The sequence below is a fragment of the Variovorax sp. LjRoot84 genome (assembly GCF_964254305.1).
Taxonomy (GTDB): domain Bacteria; phylum Pseudomonadota; class Gammaproteobacteria; order Burkholderiales; family Burkholderiaceae_C; genus Variovorax.
Genome location: NZ_CAXUTE020000001.1, coordinates 2,364,572 through 2,381,444 on the forward strand (window position 1 = coordinate 2,364,572; position 16,873 = coordinate 2,381,444).

14 protein-coding genes are annotated in these 16,873 nt (G+C 68.6%); 8 read left to right on the forward strand and 6 right to left on the reverse strand.

The window, feature by feature from the left end; all coding sequences use genetic code 11:
- The first annotated feature begins 27 nt into the window (after window positions 1–27).
- From imuA to ACSQ9I_RS12160, 4 genes are read left to right on the forward strand one after another with little or no spacing between them, the layout of a single operon-like run.
- Window positions 28–828: a translesion DNA synthesis-associated protein ImuA gene (imuA, locus tag ACSQ9I_RS12145; RefSeq protein WP_436313322.1), complete on the forward strand. Its 801-nt coding sequence runs from the start codon at window positions 28–30 to the stop codon at window positions 826–828.
- Complete coding sequence (locus ACSQ9I_RS12150; RefSeq protein ID WP_093109289.1) at window positions 797–2,110, forward strand: Y-family DNA polymerase; 1,314 nt, start codon at window positions 797–799, stop codon at window positions 2,108–2,110. The genes imuA and ACSQ9I_RS12150 overlap by 32 nt, the downstream gene beginning before the upstream one ends.
- Window positions 2,103–5,423 (forward strand): error-prone DNA polymerase, encoded by a 3,321-nt coding sequence (locus ACSQ9I_RS12155; RefSeq protein ID WP_436313323.1) that lies wholly within the window; start codon window positions 2,103–2,105, stop codon window positions 5,421–5,423. The genes ACSQ9I_RS12150 and ACSQ9I_RS12155 overlap by 8 nt, the downstream gene beginning before the upstream one ends.
- Before the next feature lie 53 nt (window positions 5,424–5,476).
- On the forward strand, window positions 5,477–6,052 hold the full coding sequence (locus ACSQ9I_RS12160; protein WP_436313324.1) for an NnrU family protein: 576 nt from the start codon (window positions 5,477–5,479) through the stop codon (window positions 6,050–6,052).
- On the opposite strand, the gene ACSQ9I_RS12165 is transcribed toward ACSQ9I_RS12160, so the two are convergent.
- Window positions 6,053–6,568, reverse strand: a complete 516-nt coding sequence (locus tag ACSQ9I_RS12165) for a SixA phosphatase family protein (protein ID WP_436313325.1) — start codon at window positions 6,566–6,568, stop codon at window positions 6,053–6,055. It lies immediately after the preceding gene.
- 78 nt (window positions 6,569–6,646) lie between these two features.
- On the opposite strand from ACSQ9I_RS12165, the gene ACSQ9I_RS12170 reads away from it, so the two are divergent.
- Both ACSQ9I_RS12170 and fusA read left to right on the forward strand, forming a co-directional pair.
- Window positions 6,647–7,480 (forward strand): hypothetical protein, encoded by an 834-nt coding sequence (locus tag ACSQ9I_RS12170; RefSeq protein ID WP_436313326.1) that lies wholly within the window; start codon window positions 6,647–6,649, stop codon window positions 7,478–7,480.
- A 108-nt stretch (window positions 7,481–7,588) separates the two neighbouring features.
- On the forward strand, window positions 7,589–9,649 hold the full coding sequence (gene fusA / locus ACSQ9I_RS12175) for an elongation factor G (RefSeq protein ID WP_436313327.1): 2,061 nt from the start codon (window positions 7,589–7,591) through the stop codon (window positions 9,647–9,649).
- A 32-nt stretch (window positions 9,650–9,681) separates the two neighbouring features.
- Here the strand turns inward: fusA and ACSQ9I_RS12180 are convergent, their stop codons facing one another.
- From ACSQ9I_RS12180 to ACSQ9I_RS12190, 3 genes are all read right to left on the reverse strand, one after another.
- Window positions 9,682–11,214 carry an amidase gene (locus tag ACSQ9I_RS12180; protein WP_436313328.1) on the reverse strand — a complete coding sequence of 511 codons (1,533 nt, stop codon included), beginning with the start codon at window positions 11,212–11,214 and terminating at the stop codon, window positions 9,682–9,684.
- Between the two features lie 28 nt (window positions 11,215–11,242).
- The gene (locus ACSQ9I_RS12185) at window positions 11,243–12,226 is read right to left on the reverse strand and encodes a Bug family tripartite tricarboxylate transporter substrate binding protein (RefSeq protein WP_436313329.1); all 984 of its coding nucleotides are present in this window, start codon (window positions 12,224–12,226) and stop codon (window positions 11,243–11,245) included.
- Between the two features lie 112 nt (window positions 12,227–12,338).
- Window positions 12,339–13,475 (reverse strand): NAD(P)/FAD-dependent oxidoreductase, encoded by a 1,137-nt coding sequence (locus tag ACSQ9I_RS12190; RefSeq protein ID WP_436313330.1) that lies wholly within the window; start codon window positions 13,473–13,475, stop codon window positions 12,339–12,341.
- A gap of 87 nt (window positions 13,476–13,562) precedes the next feature.
- Between ACSQ9I_RS12190 and ACSQ9I_RS12195 the strand changes: the two genes are divergently transcribed.
- Window positions 13,563–14,228 (forward strand): helix-turn-helix domain-containing protein, encoded by a 666-nt coding sequence (locus ACSQ9I_RS12195; protein ID WP_436313331.1) that lies wholly within the window; start codon window positions 13,563–13,565, stop codon window positions 14,226–14,228.
- Between the two features lie 47 nt (window positions 14,229–14,275).
- A complete protein-coding gene (locus ACSQ9I_RS12200) occupies window positions 14,276–15,199 on the forward strand; it encodes a hypothetical protein (RefSeq protein ID WP_436313332.1) in 924 nt (307 codons plus the stop codon).
- Between the two features lie 18 nt (window positions 15,200–15,217).
- Here ACSQ9I_RS12200 and ACSQ9I_RS12205 read toward each other — a convergent pair whose 3' ends face one another.
- Both ACSQ9I_RS12205 and ACSQ9I_RS12210 read right to left on the reverse strand, forming a co-directional pair.
- Entirely contained in the window at window positions 15,218–15,625 is a 408-nt protein-coding gene (locus ACSQ9I_RS12205) for a GreA/GreB family elongation factor (protein WP_093109278.1), read from the reverse strand.
- Window positions 15,626–15,947: 322 nt separating this feature from the next.
- Window positions 15,948–16,355, reverse strand: coding sequence for an FHA domain-containing protein (locus ACSQ9I_RS12210; protein WP_436296186.1), 408 nt, complete (start codon window positions 16,353–16,355; stop codon window positions 15,948–15,950).
- Between the last annotated feature and the right edge of the window lie 518 nt (window positions 16,356–16,873).

Here is a 16,873-nt window from a genome sequence, read left to right on the forward strand (position 1 = left end):
TATAAAAATACAGTTATTCAATCCATCATGGGCCTCCCTTCCTTCGACTCCTTTTCCTCTTCTGCGCGCCACAAGGTCTGGCGCGGGGACGAGCTGGGCCTGGCCGACGGGCAGGTCATCGGCACCGGCCATGCGGCGCTCGATGCGCAGCTGCCCGGCGGCGGCTGGCCGGTGGGGGCGATGACCGAGCTGCTGCAGTCCGCGCCCGAGGCGCATGCCTGGCAACTGCTGCTGCCTGCGCTGGCGCAGGCGGTGCAGGGCGGCACCGGCCCCGTGGTCTTGATCGGCGCACCGCAGGAGCCCTTTGGCCCCGCGCTGGCGGCGCGCGGCTTGCCGGTGGAGGCGCTGCTGTGGGTTCGTTGCGAGGCATCGGCGGCCAGGCTGTGGGTCTGCGAACAAGCCTTGCGCTGCGCCGACATGGCCGCCGTGCTGGCCTGGCTGCCGCAGGCGCGCGTGGGCGAGCTGCGGCGGCTGCAGCTCGCGGCGGCGCAGCACGACAGCCTGCTGTTCGTGTTCCGGCCCGAGGCGGCGGCCCATTCGACCTCGCCGGCGCGGCTGCGCCTGCGGTTGGCGAGCTGCGAGGACGACAGCGCGCAAATCGACGTCCACATCCTCAAGCGCCGCGGCCCGCCGCTGGCTTCGCCCATCCGGTTGCCGGCGCGCAGCGAACGCATGACGGCGCTGCTCGCGGCCAGCCAGCTCAGGCGCAAGTTGCGGCGGCAGCAGGAGGGCGGGTTGCAGCCGATGGCGGAGGGCGCGACCGTGGTCCGCCTCGGCCTCCACCAGGAGAAAGGCCATGCACTGGATCGCATTGCGCTGGCCGCCTGAGCTCCTCTCCGATACCGCGCTGCCGTTGCCGCCCCTCGAGGCGCTCGGCTGGTGGGCCTTGCAGTTCACGCCGCGCGTCGTCTGGGTCGACGACGAGGCGCTGCTGCTCGAAGTCTCGGCCTGCGAGCGGCTCTGGGGCGGGCGCCTGGCGCTGATGCGCGAGCTGGCGCGAACCAATCCCGCGCCGGTGCCCGTGCAGCGGGCACAGGGCGCGACCAGCCTGATCGCGCTCGCACGGCTGCGCATGTTCGCGCGCGGCGAAGAGCCGCCGGGCGACTCGTCTTCCGACCTGCCGCTCGACACGCTGAGCGCGGCGCGCGATCACCTCGACGTGCTGGCGCACCTGGGTTGCCGCACCTGGGGCGACGTGGCGGCGCTGCCGCGCGGCGGGCTCACGCGCCGCTTCGGCAAGGAACTGCGCGAAGCGCTCGATGCCGCCTGGGGCCTGCGCCCCGAAAGCCATGCCTGGCTCACGCTGCCCGACGCGTTCGAGCAGAAGCTGGAGCTGCCCGCGCTGGCCGAAAGCGCGCCCGAACTCATGTGGTCGGCCAACCGCCTGCTCAGCGCGCTGCAGATCTGGCTCGCCGCGCGCCAGCGCGGCGCGGTGGCGCTCGAACTGCAATGGACGCTCGACCTCCGGCGCTTCAACGGCGTCGACCTGCCGCCGCACCAGCAGGTCACGGTGCGCACGGCCGAGCCCACGCAGGACATGGCGCACCTGCGGCGTCTTCTGGCCGAGCGGCTCGCGCTCACGACGCTGGCCGCGCCCGCCAGCTGGCTGCGCCTGCGCTCGATCGAGACTACGCCCTGGGCCGGCGCCAGCACGAGCTTTCTGCCGGAAGACAACCGCAAGGGCGACAAGCTGCACGAGCTGGTCGAGCGGCTCAGCGCGCGGCTGGGCGCGCAGCAGGTGCTGCGCGCGGTCGCACAGGCCGATCACCGGCCGGAATGCAAGCAGGTGTGGAAGCCCGCATTGCACAAGGCGCGCGCCGATGCGTCGCCTGTCTCGCAGCCGGATGCGCTCTATCCATCGTGGCTGTTGCGCGAGCCCCTGCGGCTGGACATGGAAGGCGAGCGCCCGTGCTACCAGGGCCGCCTGCGCAAGCTGGTCGGGCCGCAGCGGGTGGAGGCCGGCTGGTGGGGCGAGGGCCAACCCGTGGTGCGCGATTACTACATCGCGGAAAGCCCGAAGGCCGGCCTGGTGTGGATCTATCGCGAGCGGCCTTCGTCCTGCTTCACTTCCGAGGCGCCGCGCTGGTACCTGCAGGGCATGTATGCCTGAACTCAGCGACAAGCAGATCCAGAAGCGCGCACGGGCCTCGGCCACGGTGCATGCGCTGCCGTGGCGGTCGCAGCCCGAGCCGCTGCAGGCGCCGAGCCTGCCTTCTTATGCCGAACTGCACTGCATCACGAACTTCAGCTTCCAGCGTGGCGCATCGCACCCCGAAGAGCTGGTGCAGCGTGCCTACGACCTCGGCTACGAGGCGCTCGCGATCACCGACGAATGCTCGGTGGCCGGCGTGGTGCGCGCGCACGAGGGGCTCAGGGAATACCTCGAAACGCTGGCCCCCACGGAACGACATCCGTTCCGGCTGCTGTTCGGCAGCGAGTTCGCGTTCGAGCGCTTCAAGCTGGTGACGATCGCGCACGACCTCGAAGGCTGGGGCAATCTCTGCGAGTTCATCACCGCGGCGCGCACCACGGCGCCCAAGGGCAGCTACCGCGTGAGCTGGGCGCAAAGCGACGTGGCCTCGCTGCGCGATTGCGAAATTCTTTTCGTGCCGCTGCGCACGCCGGGCGCCATGCCCGATGTTGCAGCGCTCTGCGCCGATGTGGCTGAGGCCGCGCGTCTTTTCGAGGGGCATCTCTGGATTGCGGTCGAGTTGCAGAACGAGCTCGACGACGACCTCTGGCTCGCCGCCTTGCAACAGGCGAGTGCGCAAACCGGCGTGCCGCTGGTGGCGGCCGGCGACGTGCACATGCACGTGCGTTCGCGCAAGCCGCTGCAGGACGTGATCACCGCCGTGCGCGAAGGCAGGCCGGTGGCGGAGTGCGGCTTTGCGCTGCAGTCCAATGCCGAGCGGCATCTGCGTTCGCGCCTGCGCCTGGCCGAGCTCTATCCGGCCGAGCTGCTCGCCAACACGCTCGAAGTCGCGCGGCGCTGCCGCTTCGATCTCGACGTGATCCGCGAGCACTACAAGTACCCGCTCGAGAGCGTAGCGAGCGGCGAGACGCCGGCCGAGACGCTGGTGCGCAAGACCTGGGAGGGCGCGCGAGTGAAATATCCCGCGGGCATTCCGCAGAAGGTGCGAGCGCAGGTCCAGCACGAGCTCGACCTGATCGTCGAACTTCACTACGAGATGTTCTTCCTCACCGTCGAAGACATCGTGCATTTCGCACGCTCCAAAGACATCCTGTGCCAGGGCCGCGGCTCATCCGCCAACTCGGCCGTCTGCTACTGCCTCGGCATCACCGCCATCGACCCCGATACCGGCCACCTGCTGTTCGAGCGCTTTTTGAGTCGCGAGCGCCGCGAGCCGCCCGACATCGACGTCGACTTCGAGCACCAGCGGCGCGAGGAGGTGATCCAGTACATCTACCAGAAATACGGCCGCGACCGCGCCGCCATCGCCGCGGTCGTGATCTGCTACCGCTCGCGCAGCGCGTTGCGCGACGTGGGCAAGGCGCTGGGCATCGATGCGCGTCTCGTCGACGAGTTCGCCAAGGACCACTACTGGTTCGACCACGTCGTGCTCGACCAGCGCCTCGAAGAAGCGATGCAGCGCGTGAACCTGCGGGAAGACATGCGGAAGCTGTACCAGTGGATCGAGCTCACGCAGCAGCTCAAGGGCTTTCCGCGCCACCTGAGCCAGCACGTGGGCGGCTTCGTGCTCACGCAGACCAAGCTCACGCGCCTGGTGCCGGTCGAGAACGCGTCGATGAAGGACCGTTCCGTCATCCAGTGGGAAAAGGACGATCTCGAGGCCATGGGCATGCTCAAGGTCGACGTGCTGGCGCTCGGCATGCTGAGCGCGATCCGGCGCGCGCTGGCCATGGTCAACGGCTGGCACAAGACGGCGCTGCAAATGCACCAGATACCGAACGACGACGAGGCCGTGTTCGACATGATCTGCGATGCCGACACCATCGGCGTGTTCCAGATCGAGAGCCGGGCGCAGATGTCGATGCTGCCGCGCCTCAAGCCGAGAACTTATGAAGACCTGGTGATCGAAGTTGCGATCGTGCGGCCGGGGCCGATTCAGGGCGGCATGGTGCACCCGTACCTGAAGAACCGCGAGAAGGTGCGCAAAGGCATTCCCATCGAATACGCGAAGGAAGCTTTGCGCCCCGCGCTCGAGCGCACGCTGGGCGTGCCGATCTTCCAGGAGCAGGTGATGCAGATCGCGATCATCGCCGCCGGCTTCACGCCCGACGAGGCCGATCGCCTGCGTCGCGCGATGGCGGCCTGGAAGCGCAAGGGCGGCATCGACAAGTTCCACGACAAGCTGGTGGAGGGCATGGTCGACAGAGAGTACGACCGCGCCTTTGCCGAAGCCATCTACCAGCAGGTGCTGGGTTTCGGCGACTACGGCTTCCCCGAAAGCCATGCCGCGAGCTTCGCGCTGCTGGTGATCGTGAGCAGCTGGCTCAAGCTGCACGAGCCCGCCTGCTTCCTGGCCGCGATGCTCGACTCGCAGCCCATGGGCTTCTATTCGCCTTCGCAACTGGTGCAGGATGCGCGGCGCCATGGCGTCGAGGTGCGGCCGGTGGATGTGACGGCGAGCGAATGGGATTGCACCCTGGAGTCGCCGGCGGAGGCGCCACCCGCTGTCAACCCGCGCTTCGCCACCCGCCTCGGCCACCCCCGCCAACCCGCCGTGCGCCTCGGCCTGCGCCGCATCGCCAGCCTCAGCGAGGCCGGCGCGAAGCGCATCCTCGAAGCCCGCGCCGAGGCCGCCTTCAGCAGCACCGAAGACCTGGCCCTGCGCGCCGAACTCGATGCCAAGGACATGGCGGCGCTCGCGGCGGCCGATGCATTGATCACGCTCTCGGGCCACCGCCGCCAGCAGGTGTGGGACGCCACCGCACAGCGCCGCGCGCCGGCGCTGCTCAAGGGCGTGCCCATCCACGAAGCGGCCCTGCAACTGCCCCTCGCGCCCGAGGGCGAGGAGATCGTGGGCGACTACGCCTCGCTGGGCTTCACGCTGCGCCGCCATCCCCTGGCGCTGCTGCGCCCGCGGCTCGCGCGCATGCGGCTATCGAGCGCCGAACAGCTGCGCGAGGTGCCGAGCGGCCAGACCGTGCGCGCCTGCGGCATCGTGATGGGACGCCAGCGCCCGCAGACCGCCAAGGACACCATCTTCGTCACGCTCGAAGACGAGACCGGCAACGTCAACGTGATCGTCTGGAGCCACGTGGTCGAGGCCTGGCGCGAGCCGCTGCTCAAGTCGCACCTGCTCGCGGTGCAGGGCACCTGGCAACGCGACGTGGACAGCGGCGGCGAGGTGCGCCACCTGGTGGCCACCGGCTTCAAGGACCTCACGCCGCTGCTCGGCCGGCTGGCCAAGAGCAACAAGAGCCGCGATTTCCACTGACAATCGTTCAACGGCCACTGCGGCCAGCAGCGCGCCGCCTGGAGGTAGTTTCCATGTCTCTTCTTGTCGTTGGCCTCATCCTGTTCCTTGGCATTCATTCTGTGTCCATCGTCGCGCCCGCCTGGCGCGATGCGCAGGTCGAACGGCGCGGCGAGCGAGTCTGGAAAGGCATGTACGCCCTGGCCTCGCTCGCCGGCCTGCTGTTGCTCATCTATGGCTATGGCCTGGCTCGCCAGACGCCGGTGGTGCTCTACACGCCGCCGCCCGCGCTGCGGCATGTCGCGCTGCTGTTGATGCTGCCGGTGTTTCCACTGCTGTTCGCGGCCTACCTGCCCGGGCGCATCCAGCGAACGGTCAAGCACCCCATGCTGCTTGCCGTGGCGCTCTGGGCAACGGCGCACCTGCTGGGCAATGGCACGCTGGCCGACGTGTTGCTGTTCGGAGCTTTCCTCGTCTGGGCAGTGGCCGACTGGATCTCCGTCCAACGCCGCGCTGTGCCACACAGCGTGCCTGGCGCTCCGCCGGGTGCTCTGAACGACATCATGGCGCTCGCGGGTGGCTTGGTGGTGTATGCCGGCTTCCTGTTTGGGGCACACCGTTGGCTGACTGGGGTGTCGCTGCTCGCTTAGCTACCTCTTCGGCGCGTCCAGCTTCGCCTTCGCCGGGCCGGCCTCCGCGACATCCGCCCATGCCTTGGCATCGAAGCGGAACTCGGCGACGGCGCAGGTGGGCATGTCGATGATCTCGCTCGACAGCCGGTGCGCGAGCTCGGTGAACTCGGGGTTGTGGCCGAAGAGCATCACGCGGTCCAGCTTGTCGTCGAGCGCGCAAATGACGGCCAGCAGGTCGTCCGGGCTGCTGGCGTAGAGCCGCTCATCGACGACGATGTTCTTGCGTGGGTAGCCGATCTCGTCGGCGATGAGTTGCGCCGTCGTCAGCGCCCGCAGCGCCGGGCTCGACACGAGCAGATCGGGTTTCACCCCGCGCTGGGTCAGGCGCTTGCCCATCCTGGGCGCATCATCGCGGCCGCGATCGTTCAATGGCCGCTCCCGATCGGGCAAGGACGGATCGTCGCGACTCGACTTGGCATGCCGCACCAGAAACAAGGTTTTCATGGTCAGCCTTTTCGCCGATGCACTCGGCATGGTGAGGAATATTGTCGGCTGTTGCCTGAGGAGGCGGAAAATTGGATTCCGCCTCTTCGAGCTACCTGGAGTTCCGCCATGGTTGTGCCGTCGCTCTCACATCGCGAACGCGGATTGCTGATCCTGTTCGCCTTGCTGTGGGTGACCGCCATCATTGGGCCCGCGCTGCCGACGCCCGAAATGGCCGCTGCGGCCTTTGCCGACAACCGTGCCTGGCACGGGCTCCCGAACGCGATGGACGTGCTGAGCAATCTGCCCTTTGCGGCGATCGGCATCTGGGGCCTGCTCCGGCTGCGCCGGCTGGACCGGGCTCACAAAGACGCTCAGGACGCCGTGCCGGGCCCGCAGCCCCCGAACCAGCTCCCCGACAACGCGCTCGATTGCGCCTGGATGTTCTTCGCGGGGCTGATCCTCACCGCCGCGGGGTCGGTTTTCTATCACCTGCAGCCCGACGGCCTGCGGCTGGCCGCAGACCGTGCCGGCATGGCGGTCGCGTTCGCCGGCATCCTGGGCCTCGCGGTCTGCGACCGGGTGAGTGCGCGCGCCGGCTGGCCGGCGGCCTGGTTCGCGCTGGCCGGAGGGCTGCTGGCAGTGGGCGTCCATCACGAAACCGGGAACGTACTGCCGTGGGCACTGGTCCAGTACGGCGGCATGGCGCTGGTCCTGACGCTGGCGCTCGCCAAGCCGGTGAGCGGCGCCATCGGGGTCAAGCTGGGCTGGGTGATCTTCTTCTACGGCCTGGCCAAGCTGTTCGAGTTGTCGGACCACGCGATCTACGAGGCGACGCAGCAGTTGATATCGGGCCACACCCTCAAGCATCTGACGGCGGCGCTCGCCGCCCTGCCCGTGCTGCACGCCCTGGGAAGGCAGACCCTGCGAAACCCTGGAGACGAAGCGATCGTCACGTCGTAGCTGCCCCGCTTGCGCCGGGCCGGTCAATCCCGTACGCTGGGTCGGCAGAGGCAACACGCGATCCCAACCAGCCGTCCGGCGCGCCTACCGGGCGGGAGGAGACCACCCATGCCAAGCCGATCGAACGGCCTCGCGGCCGAAATGGAGACGGTGCGCACACTGGCGCTCGTCGGGGCCTCGGCCTCGGGCAAGACCACCCTGGCCGAGGCCTTGCTTTACAAGGCGGGCGCCATCGGCGCGCCGGGCAGCGTCGAGCGGGGCAGCACCGTCAGCGACCACGATCCGATCGAGCGGCGCATGCAGCATTCGCTCAACGCATCGGTGATGCACCTGACGCATGCCGGCACGCGCATCCACTTCATCGACACGCCCGGCGGGCCCGACTTCCTCGGCCAGAGCCTGCCGGCGCTGGAGGCGGTTGAAACGGCCGCGGTGGTCATCAATGCCGCCACCGGCATCGAGCCGATGGCCGTGCGCATGATGGAGTACGCAGCCTCGCGCCACCTCGCCCGCATGATCATCGTCAACAAGATCGACTCGCAGGGCATCTCGCTGGCGGGCCTGCTGGCCGACATCCAGGCCACATTCGGCCGCGAATGCCTGCCGCTGAACCTGCCCGACGGGGTCGGCAAGCAGGTGGTGGACTGCTTCTTCAACCGCTTCGGGCAGTCCGACTTCGGCCCCGTCGAAGCGGCGCACCGCGCGCTGGTGGAGCAGGTGGTCGAGGTCGACGCGGCCTTCGTCGACCGCTATCTCGAAGAGGGCGACGTGGATCCGGCCGAGCTGCACGCGCCGCTCGAGCAGGCGCTGCGCGAAGGCCACCTGATCCCGGTGTGCTTCGTCTCGTCGCGCAGCGGCGCCGGCGTGGCCGAGCTGCTGGACGTGATCGTCAAGCTCCTGCCCGACCCGACCGAGGCCAACCCGCCGGACTTCATCGTCGGCGAGGGTGCCGAGGCCAAGCCCATGGAGGCCAGGCCCGACCCTTCGCTGCACGTGCTGGCGCACGTGTTCAAGGTCACGGTCGACCCCTATGTCGGCAAGATGGGCATCTTCCGCGTGCACCAGGGCACGCTCACGCGCGACAGCCAGCTCTACATCGGCGACGGGCGCAAGCCCTTCAAGGTGGGCCACCTGTTCTTGCTGCAGGGCAAGGACCATGTGGAGGTGTCGCGCGTGCTGCCGGGCGACATCGCGGCCGTGGCCAAGGTCGACGAGATCCATTTCGACGCCGTGCTGCACGACGCGGCCGAGGACGACCGGGTCCATCTCGCGCCGCTGGAATTCCCGATCCCGGTGCATGGGCTGGCGATCGAGCCCAAGCGGCATGGCGACGAGCAGCGCATGTGGGAGATCCTCGGCAAGCTGGTCGACGAGGATCCCTGCCTGCGGCTGGAGCATGTGGTGGTCACCAACGAGACCATCGTCTACGGCCTGGGCGAGCTGCACCTGCGCGTGCTGCTCGAGCGGCTGCGCGAGGTCTACCGCTTCGAGGTCAACACGCGGCCGCCGCGCATCGCGTACCGCGAGACCGTGACGGTGCCGGCCGAGGGCCACCACCGCCACAAGAAGCAGACCGGCGGCGCCGGCCAGTTCGGCGAGGTGTTCCTGCGCATCGAGCCGCTGCCGCGCGGTTCCGGCTTCGAGTTCGCCGACGAGGTGCGGGGCGGAACCATTCCGAGCCAGTTCATCCCCGCGGTCGAGAAGGGCGTGCGCGAGGTGCTCGAACGCGGCGCGATCGCCGGCTACCCGGTGGTCGACGTGCGCGTGGTGGTCTACGACGGCAAGCACCACAGCGTCGACAGCAAGGACATCGCCTTCGCCACCGCCGGCCGCAAGGCCTTCATCGCGGCCATCCAGGCGGCGCGCGCGATCGTGCTGGAGCCGGTGGTGCAGATCGACATCGCCGCGCCGGACACGGCGATCGGCGACGTCACGGGCGACCTGTCAGGGCGGCGCGGCCTGGTCACGGGCACCTCCAACGGCTCGGCGGGCACGGTGCTGATCCGGGGGCAGGTGCCGCTGTCGGAGCTGTCGGGCTACCAGTCGCGGCTCAATGCGCTGACCAGCGGGCAGGGGCGCTACACCATCGAGCTCTCGCACTACGAGGCGGTGCCGCCGGCGCTGCAGCAGACGCTGATGGGACAGCACCGGGTGCGCGACGAGGAGTGAGGCGGAATCGCCTGCGGCGGCCTGAACAGGCCCTAAACCGCCGCATGGCCCCCGGTTGCCGCGGGAGGCATGGCGGCGTCGAGGATCGGCGGGTGCGTCACGATCGATTTGAGCTCGGGCACGGGCTTCGCGAGGCGAGCGAGATCCGGCTGCGGCCGCTGCGTTTCGGGCATGCGCGCGAACGCGGCTTCCATCGCATGCGCCACCGACAGCAGTTCGGCATCGCCGCGGAAGCGGCCCACCAGTTGAAGGCCGAAGGGCATGCCGGCCGCGTCCACGCCGCAGGGCAGGGCGAGCGCCGGGTTGGTGGCCAGCGTCACGACGTAGGTCAGGCCCAGCCAGTGGTAGTAGTTGCGCAGCGGCTGGCCGTTGATCTGATCGAGGTAGGGCAGCGTCCAGGCGAAGGGCGACACCGGCGTGGTCGGCGACAGGATGAGATCGAAGTCCTCGTAGAGCGCCTGGAACGATCGGAAGATGCGCGTCTGCTCCAGGTGCGCCCAGGTGGCGTCTGCCATCGTCATGTTCGCGCCCATCTCGTAGTTGGCGCGCACGTTGGGCCCGAGCGAGTCCGGGTCGGTTTCGTAGGCCTCGCGGAATGCCGCGACGAAGCTCGCGGCACGGACCACGTCGAAACAGCGGTCGGCTTCGCCCATGTCGGGCCGCACCGCGTCGACGCTTCGGAACAGGTGGCGGATCGCTGCGATGCGCTGGCGGAACAGCGTGCGGATGCCGTCGTCCACCGGGCAGACGCCGAAGTCTTCGGTGTAGCCGACGCGCAGCGAAGCGAGGTCCGCAGGTGCGAGCTGCGTGAACGTGCGGCCGTCCACCGCATAGGTGAGCGGGTCGCAGGCATGCTGCCCGACCTGGGCGCCGAACTGCAGGCAGGTGTCGGCCACGGTACGCCCCATCGGCCCGATCACCGAGATCGGCGTCCAGCCGAGCTGCCTGCGTTCCACCGGCACCAGCCCCGGCGAGGGACGGAAGCCGACCACCCCGCACAGTGCCGCGGGAATGCGCAGCGACCCGCCGGTGTCGGAGCCGGTTGCCAGCGGCAGCATGCCTGTGGCGAGCGCAGCGGCCGAGCCGCCCGACGAACCGCCCGCATTGCGCATCGGATCGAAGGGATTGCCGGTGGCGCCCCAGACCGGATTGCGCGTGTTGGCGCCGGCGCCCATTTCCGGCACGTTGGTCTTGCCGACCACGATGGCACCCGCGGCGCGCAAGCGCGCGACGAGTGCGTGGTCGCGCGCGGGCACCTGGCCGCGGAAGCGCGGCGAGCCGTAGGTCGTCAGCAGGCCGGCGGTGTCTTCCAGGTCCTTGATGCCGATGGGCAGGCCGTGCAGGCTGCCGAGCGCCTCGCCGCGCAGCACCTGCGCCTCGGCGCGGACGGCCTCTTCGCGCGCGCGCTCGAAGCAGGTGGCGGTGAGCGCGTTGACGGCCGGGTTCAGCGCCTCGATGCGCGCGATGCTGGACTCCAGCACCTCGACGGGCGAGACCTCGCGGCTGCCGATCATGCGGCGCAGTTCGACGGCGGACTGGTCTGGAAGGGTGTTGCCGGATGACATGGATGTGCGAGGCCCAAAGGGAAAAAGGTCAGTCGGGTTTGATCTGCGATTGTTCCGCGATCTTGCGCAGCCGGGTGATGTCCTTGCCGACCATGCCGCTCCAGTCCTTGATGGGCGCATAGGCGGGCTCGAAGCCCACGCCCTTGAGCTTTTCGCGCATCTCGACGTCCTCCATGGCGGCGGCCAGGGCCTGCTCCAGCTTCTGCTTGACCTCCGGCGGCAAGCCGCGCGGCGCGACCAGCACGATCCAGGAACTCATCTGGTAGCCGGGGTAGCCGCTCTCGGCCACGGTCGGTACATCGGGCAGCAGTGCCGAGCGCGCGGCAGTGGTGACCGCCAGGGGCTTGATCTTGCCGGTCTTGATGTGCGGCACCGCGGCCACCACGCTGTCGAAGGCCAGCGGGATCTGTCCGCCGACCAGGTCGGTCATCGCCGGCGCACTGCCGCGGTAGGGCACGTGCGTGAGCTTGACGCCGGCCGCCGACTTGAACATCTCTCCGGCGAAGTGGGACACGGTGCCGTTGCCGAAGGAGCCGTACATGTACTTGTCGGGCTCGGCCTTGGCGGCTGCAACGAGCTGTTGCACGCTGCTCGCCTGCACCGTCGGATGGGCCACCAGGACCAGCGCCAGGTTGGCCACCATGCCCAGCGGCTCGAAAGCCTTGATCGGGTCGTAGGACAACTTGGGCTGGATGGCCGGATTGAGGGTGTAGGTGGAATTGGAGCTCAAGAGCAGCGTGTAGCCGTCGGGCTTGGCATTCGCCACGAACTGTGCGCCGATGGCGGTGCCCGCGCCGGGCTTGTTGTCGACGATCACCGGCTGCCCGAGCCGTGCCTCGAGTTGCCGCGACAGCAGGCGCCCCATCACGTCGCCCGCACCGCCCGGTGGGAACGGAACGATGATCTGCACCGGCTTTTCCGGATAGCCGGCGGCATGGGCGGACAGCGTGATCGCGAGGGATGCGCAGGCCCATGCTGCGGCATGAAGAAGGGCGCTGATGCGAAGTTGCATGAAAGTCCTTTCGGTGGTGGTTCGAAAATTCTCTTTAACGAGAATTCTCATATCCGAGCAAAGCCGAAAACCTGCATGAATCGTGCCAGTAGAAACCCCTGCGGCGCCGGAGTCAACGCAGTCGCCCCGGCCGGAATGCAAGGGGATCCACGCCATGGGCGAGCAGGTGCGCCGGCGGCGCCTCGTGGTGCAGCAAGGCTGCTGCAAGCTCTGACGCGCCCGCCGCCGTCTGGATGCCATAGCCGCCCTGGCCGGCAAGCCAGAAGAATCCTTCGCAGATCTCTTCCCAGCCGAGCACGAAGTCGCCGTCCGGCACGAAGGAACGCAGTCCGGCCCACGCATGGCTCGGGCGACGGATCGACAAGGTGGTGGCGCTCTCGATGTGGTGGATGCCCAGGGCCACGTCCAGTTCCTCGGGCACCACGTCGTGCGGCACGACCGGGTCGGCATTGGCCGGGGAACCCAGCAGCTGGCCGGCATCCGGCTTGAAGTAGAAGCTTTCGTCGATGCCGACGACCGCCGGCCATGCCGTGCAGTCGAGGCCCTCGGGTGCCGCGAAGGTGAAGGCGCTGCGCCGCCGCGGTTCGAGCCCGACGCGCGCGGCCTTGCACAGGTCCGCGATCTGGTCGGCCCACGCACCTGCGGCGTTGACCAGGGTACGCGCTTGCACCTGCTGGCCGTCGGCCAGGCTCAGCTGCCAGAAGCCCTCGGTACGCACCGCCGCCGCGAGCTCCGCGTTGCAGCGCAGCGTGCCGCCGCGGGCCCGCATGCCCTTGAGGTAGCCCTGATGGAGTGCATGGACGTCGATGTCCTGTGCATCCTGCTCGAAGATGGCCGCATGCACGCGATCGGCGCGCAGCACCGGCACCATGGAAACGGCCTCCTCGCCGGTGACGAGGCGGACGTTCGCAGCGTTGCGCGACAGCGCCTCGAAAGTCGCCTGCAGCTCCTGCAACTGGGCCTCGCTGGCGATGTAGAGCGCGCCGCGCGGCGTGAGCAGCGGATGCGCGGCGAAGCCTTCGGGTGGTTGCTCGTAGAACGCGCGGCTCGCGCGCGTCAGCGCCCGGATGGCCGGCGTGCCGTAGCTTTCCATGAACATCGCGGCGGAGCGGCCGGTCGAGTGATAGCCGGGCTGGGACTCGCGCTCCAGCACGATCACACTGGAGCGCCCGGCCAAATGGAATGCGAGCGATGCGCCGGCGATGCCGGCGCCGATCACTGCGAAGTCGAAGGAAGGCGGCGTGCTCATGGAATCTGAATTCTCATTTACGAGAATTATCGTTCCGGGGCACAGGTACGGTCAAGCCGCGCCCCGTGCGCCATAATGCGCCGCCCCATGGTCCGTCCCTTGCGTCCTCCGCCCACGCCACCCGCGAAGAAGTCGCGCCGCACCAGATCGGCCGCCGCGCCCGTCGAATCGATAGGACGCGATGTCATGGGCGAGCGGCTGCGTTCGATCCGCAAGGCCGCCAAGATCACGCTGAAGGAGTTGTCCGCTCGTTCGGGCGTGGCCTTGTCCACGCTGTCGAAGATGGAGCTCGGGCAGATCTCCATCAGCTACGAGAAATTCGCCGCTGTCGCGCGGGCGCTGAACGTCGATATCTCACGCCTGTTCGATCCGGCCGCGCGCCGCACGGGCAAGGCGGCGCCGACCTTCGTTCATTCGGCGCCCGACAGTTCGCCGAGCTATGCCAGCGACCAGTACGAATACCGGATGCTGTGCACCGACTATCCGGCGAAGACCATGGAGCCGATGCACGGCCGCATCCTGGCGCGCCACGAAACCGAGTTCGCCGATTTCATCCGGCATCCCGGCCACGAGTTCTGCATGGTCTTGTCCGGCGCCGTGCGCATCCGCTTCGAGACCGGCGAGTCGGTGCTGGTGCGGCGCAACGAGTCGGTCTACTTCGACAGCAGCGTGGGGCATGTCTATCTCTCGGTCGGGAAGACGCAGGCGCAGGTGGTGGTGGTCATGTCCGGGTCTGCGGGCCAGCGCCCGTAGCCGCGCCCGCACTCGCCTCGGCCGCTGCTTTTCGCTAACCTTGCGCGATGACAGCAGCACTCGCCTCGCAGGGCATCGACGTCGACGCACCCATCGGGCCGCCGCCGCCCGCGCCCGATCTGCCGATCCCGCCAACGCCCGCGCAACCGCCACCGCCGCCGCCCGAGGGCGACCCGCCGGCGGTTGATCCGCCGATGACCGAGCCGGGCGCGCCGCCGCCAGTGGCCGATCCGCCGCCCGGCGCGGCGGCGCTGGGGCGCCTGCATGCGCGCCGCCTGCGCGAGGTCTATCGCTCGGCCGGCTGGCCTTGCTGCGACGCCATCGAGGTCGACCTGCTGGCCGCCGGCCTGCTGGAACGCGTGCGCTCGGCGCCGGGCCACGAAACGCTGCGCGTCACCGATGCCGGCATCGCGCACATTGCGCGCACGCTGGTCGTCAACCGCGCGGTGCTCTCCAAGCACGAGGCGCTGGTCGAGCAGGTCGCGCGCGAGATGACGCGCGCCGGCCGCGTGGCCTGGCGGGCCTTAAGCCTGCGGGCGCGGCTGCCGGCCGCGAGCGAGGGCGACAAGCCGCGCTGGTGCATCGCGCGGCCGGACGTCTTCTCGATCCGCAACACCAGCGTCGAGGCCTATGCGCAACCGATCGTCCACGAAGTCAAGGTCAATCGCGCCGACCTGCTGGGCGACCTGCGCAAGCCTGACAAGCGCGCTGCCTACCTCGACCTCGGCGGCGAGTGCTGGTACGTGCTGGGCTGCGATGCGAAGGGCCGGCCCATCGGCGAGCCCGACGAGATTCCGGCCGAATGCGGCGTGCTGATCGCGCAAGAGGGCCGGCTGGTCGTGGCGCGCTCGGCCGTGCACCGCGCGCTGCCGCGCATGCCCTTCAGCCTCTGGATGGCGCTGGCCAAGGCGCAGCCGGTGCCGGGCTTCGACGACGAGTCGCAGGATCTGCTGGCCGGCGTCGACGACTGAGGGTGTTCGCGCGGGCTCTCAGGTCGTGTAGTCGCCGCTGGCCTCGGGCTGGAACAGGATCTCGACCACCTCGGCGCGGCCTTCCTCGCCGCTCGGCAAAGTCCAGCTCGCCACCGCGCCGAGCCGCAAGCCGATCAGGCTCATGCCGACCGGCGAGAGCACCGAGACGAGGCCGGCGCCGGGGTTGGCATCCTTGGGGTAGCAGAGGGTCAGCTTGTGGCGCCGGCCCGAGGGCACATCCGCGATGGTCACTTGCGAATACATCGTGACGACATCCGCCGGCACTTCGCGCGAGCGCAGCAGTTCGGCGGCATCGAGGAGAGCTTCGAGCCCCGGGTGGGATTTTTCGTCGAGCAGCTTGCTGAGACGAAGGTGATCGAGTTCGGTGAGCGTGCGCTCGCCGCGAAGGGTGGTCGTCGATGACATGAAGCACTCCAATCGAATGCGAGCCGCAAAGGGTCGCTGTCGCGCGGGGCTTAAGCCCGGCGATCGATGGTTGCGCTAAACGAGAAGAGGGAAGGGCGATCGCCGGGCGGGGGAAAGTGCGGCTGGCGTGCGCTCGGCGGGCCGGGTCGCCTTGCCGTCGGCTGCGTGCGTGCGCCGGCCTGCCGCGAGGGCGGCGGGGGCTGCAGCGGGGCAGTCAGTGACGAGGAGGGTGGTGGCCGGGAAGCGCATGCGACCCATTGTAGGAGGCGGTGCGAGGGCGGCTTGGCGGATGACCCTTCGAGGAGTGCCGAGATCGAGCGGGTCAGGCGGCCGCGCCGCGCAATGCGTCAGCCCATGTGGGAGAGACGCGCTGAGATGCCAGTTCGAGCGGAAGCCCCGGGATCGTCAGCAGCCGCAAGGCCTCGACGGCCGTGTAGTCCTGATTGCCGGCCAGGAAGCGCATTCTGCAGCCGCCGATGGAGATGCTGTCGCCATCGACAAGATGCTGCGTCTCCACCTTGACGTCGTTCACGTAGACGCCGTTGCTGCTGGCCAGATCCTTGATCGTCACGAATGGACCGTCGAGGACCAGCGCGGCATGGAAACGGCTGACTCTTTCATGCCTGATGACGATGTCGTTGCCCGAGGCCCGCCCGATGCTGGTTTCCGGCTTGCGCAGTTTGATCTGCCTGGTGGTGTTGGCGCTGATCAACAAGAGGAGTTTGGGCATGTCTCGCGTTCCGTTCTGTCGTTCTGTACCGGCAGATCGACGAACGCTGGAGCGCCAGGCACGCGTCTGCAGACCTCTGTCCGTCCCTTCAATGGGGGCGGATTGGAGGTCGGCAGAGGTTAGGGATGAGCGCTTCGGGAGTAAAACGCTTTGGGTGAATGGGATGCATCGATGGTGCGAATACGTCCTCGAAGCAACGCATGAAGGCCGACTCCGGGCCGTGACGATCGATACCACCAGCGCAATGAAAACGGCCCCTGCGAGAGGGGCCGTGATGCGCAATGGTCGGGTTTGGAGCGGGTGAAGGGAGTCGAACCCATAGTTTCACCACGCACGCAAGTCATTGATAAAGCTGCGATTTTATTGAAGTGGCAGGGGACACGGGAGGGAATTTTGTACTACCCCTTCGTAGCAGACGTCACGGCCTTCCGGACAACGTTGCTGCGTGGCGATCCGAATCCGTCCGACCTTTTGCAGGAGGCATCAAGCCATGCTCTGGCGAGGTGGACTTCCTCTCG